The following is a 3356-nucleotide window of genomic DNA, read 5'->3' as shown; positions in this document are numbered from 1 at the left end:
GAGATCATCTTCATGGTGATCGGCGGCCACGTATACAGCCGCATGAAGTACGAGAGCGGGGTGCATCGCGTTCAGCGTGTGCCCGTCACCGAGTCGCAGGGACGGATCCACACCTCGGCAGCCACCGTCGCCGTGCTGCCGGAGGCCGACGAGGTCGATGTCGACATCAACCCGAGCGATCTGGAGATCGACGTCTTCCGCTCGTCGGGCCCAGGCGGGCAGAGCGTCAACACGACCGACTCGGCCGTACGCATCACCCACAAGCCCACAGGAGTCGTCGTCACGTGCCAGGACGAGAAGTCCCAGCACAAGAACAAGGCCAAGGCGCTGAAGGTCCTGCGCGCCAGACTTCTCGAGCAGGCGCAGGCCGAGCAGGCCGCCGAGATGGCCGAGCAGCGCAAGGCGCAGGTCTCGACCGGCGACCGCAGCGCCAAGATCAGGACGTACAACTTCCCGCAGAGCCGCGTGACCGACCACCGCATCGGGTTCACGACCCACAGCATCGACCAGGTCATGGACGGTCAGCTCGACGAGCTGATCGACGCTCTCACCACGCACTACCAGGCCGAAGAGATGGCCGGCTCGTCCGCATGAGCGACTGGACGGTCCAGCGCCTGACCGAGTGGAGCAGGGACTATCTCTCGGAGAAGGGCTTCGAGAACGCTCGGCTCGAGGTCGAGCTTCTTCTGGCCGACACGCTGGGCGTCTCCCGCCTCGAACTGTATCTCGACTTCGACCGTCCATTGAGCGGAGACGAACTCGGCCGCTACAAGAAACGTCTCAAGCGGAGGCTCAACCACGAGCCCGTCCAGTACATCACCGGGACCGCCGCGTTCATGCTGTCCGAGTTCGACGTGACGCCCGACGTGCTCATCCCGCGGCCCGAGACCGAGGCGCTGACCGAGGTCGCACTCGAGCTCCTGTCCGGGATGGCCGTCGAGCGGCCGGACGCGGCCGACGTCGGTACGGGCTCGGGCGTCATCGCCGTAACGCTGGCGCAGAAGTGCCCCGAGGCCCGCGTCGTGGCGACCGACAGCTCGACCGCGGCCCTCACAGTGGCGCGCGGAAACGCCGCGCGTGCCGGCGTCGGGGAGAGGGTCGAGTTTCTTGAGGGCGATCTGCTCGAGCCGCTCGTGAGGGATGGACTGGGCGGACGGCTCTCTCTCATCGTCTCGAACCCGCCCTACATCCCGACGGCGGAGCTTGACGGGCTCCCCGAGGAGGTCGCGGACTTCGAGCCTCGAAGCGCGCTCGACGGAGGGGAGGACGGCCTTGACTGCCTTCGCGTGCTCGCTCAGGATGGTCCCGGCCTGCTTACCGAAGGGGGCGCCATCGTCCTCGAGGTGGGGTACGGGCAGGCCGGGGCCGTCGCGGAGCTGATGCGGGACAGCGTGAGCGGGGTCGATGTTCGGAATGACTACGCGGGGCGGGAACGCATCGTGGTCGGAACGACCCGATGACGTGCGACGCCCGGCGCCTGTGACACGACACCGAGGGGAACAGCATGGACGGGATCGTCGTACGGGGCGGGAACCGACTGCGCGGGAGCATCAGGATCAGCGGCGCCAAGAACGCGACGCTGCCGATGATGGCCGCCACGCTTCTGACGCGGGGCCGCTCGACGCTCACGAACGTACCCAGTCTCAGGGACGTCCGGACGATGGGGCACGTGCTTCGCGTCCTGGGCGCCCAGGTCGAGTACTCCGACCACAGCATGACGATCGACACGAGCAACTGCAGCTACTGCGAGGCGCCGTACGAACTCGTCAAGACGATGCGCGCCAGCGTGTGCGTGCTCGGTCCCATCCTCGCGAAGAACGGGCGCGCCCGTGTCTCGCTCCCCGGCGGCTGCGCGTGGGGTCCGAGGCCGGTCGACTTCCACATCAGAGCCATGAAGGAGCTGGGCGCCGACGTCGAGCTCGATCACGGCTACATCGTCGCACGCGCCGAGAGGCTCCGGGGCGGCTCGATCCACTTCGATACGTCGAGCGTCGGCGCGACCGAGAACGCCATGATGGCGGCGGCGCTCGCCGAGGGCACGACGGTCATCACGAATGCGGCACGCGAGCCGGAGATCACGGCGCTCGGCGATTTTCTGGCGGCGATGGGCGCCGGGATCACCGGGCACGGCACAGACACGATCACGATCGAGGGCGCGACGGAACTCGACCCGGCCGACGCCGAGGTCATCCCGGACCGCATCGAGGTCGGCACGTTCATGGCGGCCGCGGCGATCACGGGCGGGGACGTCCTGCTCGAGGGCGCCCGAAGGGACCACTGCTCCGCCATCGCGCTGAAGCTCTCGGAGGCCGGCGCGGAGGTCGTAGAAGAGGGGGGCGGACTCCGGGTCCGAGGCCCCGTGTGGCCGAAGTCGATCAACGTGACGACCGCTCCGTATCCCGGGTTCCCGACCGACATGCAGGCCCAGATGATGGCCCTCATGACGGTCGCCGACGGGACGAGCGTCATCACCGACACGATCTACGCGGACCGGTTCTCGCACGTGCCGGAGCTCCGGCGGCTCGGAGCCGACATCGCCGTCGACCGCAACGTCGCCGTCGTCTCGGGCGTGCGGCGCCTCTCGGGCGCCAAGGTCATGGCGACCGATCTGCGCGCCAGCGCGGCGCTCATCCTCGCCGGGCTCGTGGCCGAGGGTGAGACTGAGGTCTCCCGCGTCTACCACATCGACCGTGGGTACGAGGCGATCGAGAAGAAGCTCGCCGGCGCCGGCGCCGAGATCGAGCGGGTCAAGGAGTAGCATCCGGCCTGCTCCGGCGTCCGCCGGAGCGTCCATCTCCCGAACGGAGGACCCGTGACCGAACGTCACGCCATCCTCGGCACCGCAGGACACATCGACCACGGCAAGACGGAGCTCGTGAGAGCGCTCACGGGCGTCGACACCGACCGGCTTCGAGAGGAGAAGGAGCGCGGCATATCTATCGAGCTCGGGTTCGCCCGTCTCGATCTCCCGTCGGGGACGATGCTCGGCATCGTTGACGTTCCCGGCCACGAGCGGTTCGTGAAGACGATGCTGGCGGGCGCGGGGGGCATCGACCTCGTGCTTCTGACCATCGCAGCTGACGAAGGCGTCATGCCGCAGACGCGGGAACATCTCGACATCATCGACCTCCTCGGCATCGACTGCGGCGTCGTCGCGCTGACGAAGTCCGACCTCGTGTCCGAGGAAGAACTCGAGCTTGCGCGCGAGGAGGCCCGGGAGCTCCTCGAGGGGACCTCGCTCTCGGGCACGCCGATCGTCGCCGTCTCCTCGAAGACGCGCGACGGCATCGACGGCCTTCTCGAGCTTCTGGACGACATCGCGTCCGACGTCGAGGAACGATCTGCGAGGGGCCCTG

4 protein-coding genes are annotated in these 3356 nt (G+C 68.2%); all 4 read left to right on the top strand.

Translation table 11 applies throughout. The annotated features are described in order from the left end of the window. Window positions 1–594, top strand: a 594-nt coding sequence (locus GF405_04375; GenBank protein MBD3367401.1) for a PCRF domain-containing protein, incomplete at its 5' end; no start/stop codon positions are given. After that, window positions 591–1460 carry a peptide chain release factor N(5)-glutamine methyltransferase gene (prmC, locus tag GF405_04370; protein ID MBD3367400.1) on the top strand — a complete coding sequence of 290 codons (870 nt, stop codon included), beginning with the start codon at window positions 591–593 and terminating at the stop codon, window positions 1458–1460. The genes GF405_04375 and prmC, both read left to right, overlap by 4 nt. A 44-nt stretch (window positions 1461–1504) precedes the next feature. After that, window positions 1505–2758 carry a UDP-N-acetylglucosamine 1-carboxyvinyltransferase gene (murA, locus tag GF405_04365; protein MBD3367399.1) on the top strand — a complete coding sequence of 418 codons (1254 nt, stop codon included), beginning with the start codon at window positions 1505–1507 and terminating at the stop codon, window positions 2756–2758. 54 nt (window positions 2759–2812) lie between these two features. Then, the coding region (locus tag GF405_04360) for a GTP-binding protein (GenBank protein MBD3367398.1) at window positions 2813–3356 on the top strand (544 nt) is incomplete at its 3' end.

The sequence above is a fragment of the Candidatus Effluviviaceae Genus V sp. genome, from assembly GCA_014728125.1.
Taxonomy (GTDB): domain Bacteria; phylum Joyebacterota; class Joyebacteria; order Joyebacterales; family Joyebacteraceae; genus WJMD01.
The sequence above is the reverse complement of the archived record's forward strand: the minus strand, read 5'-3'. Positions and strand labels throughout refer to the sequence as shown.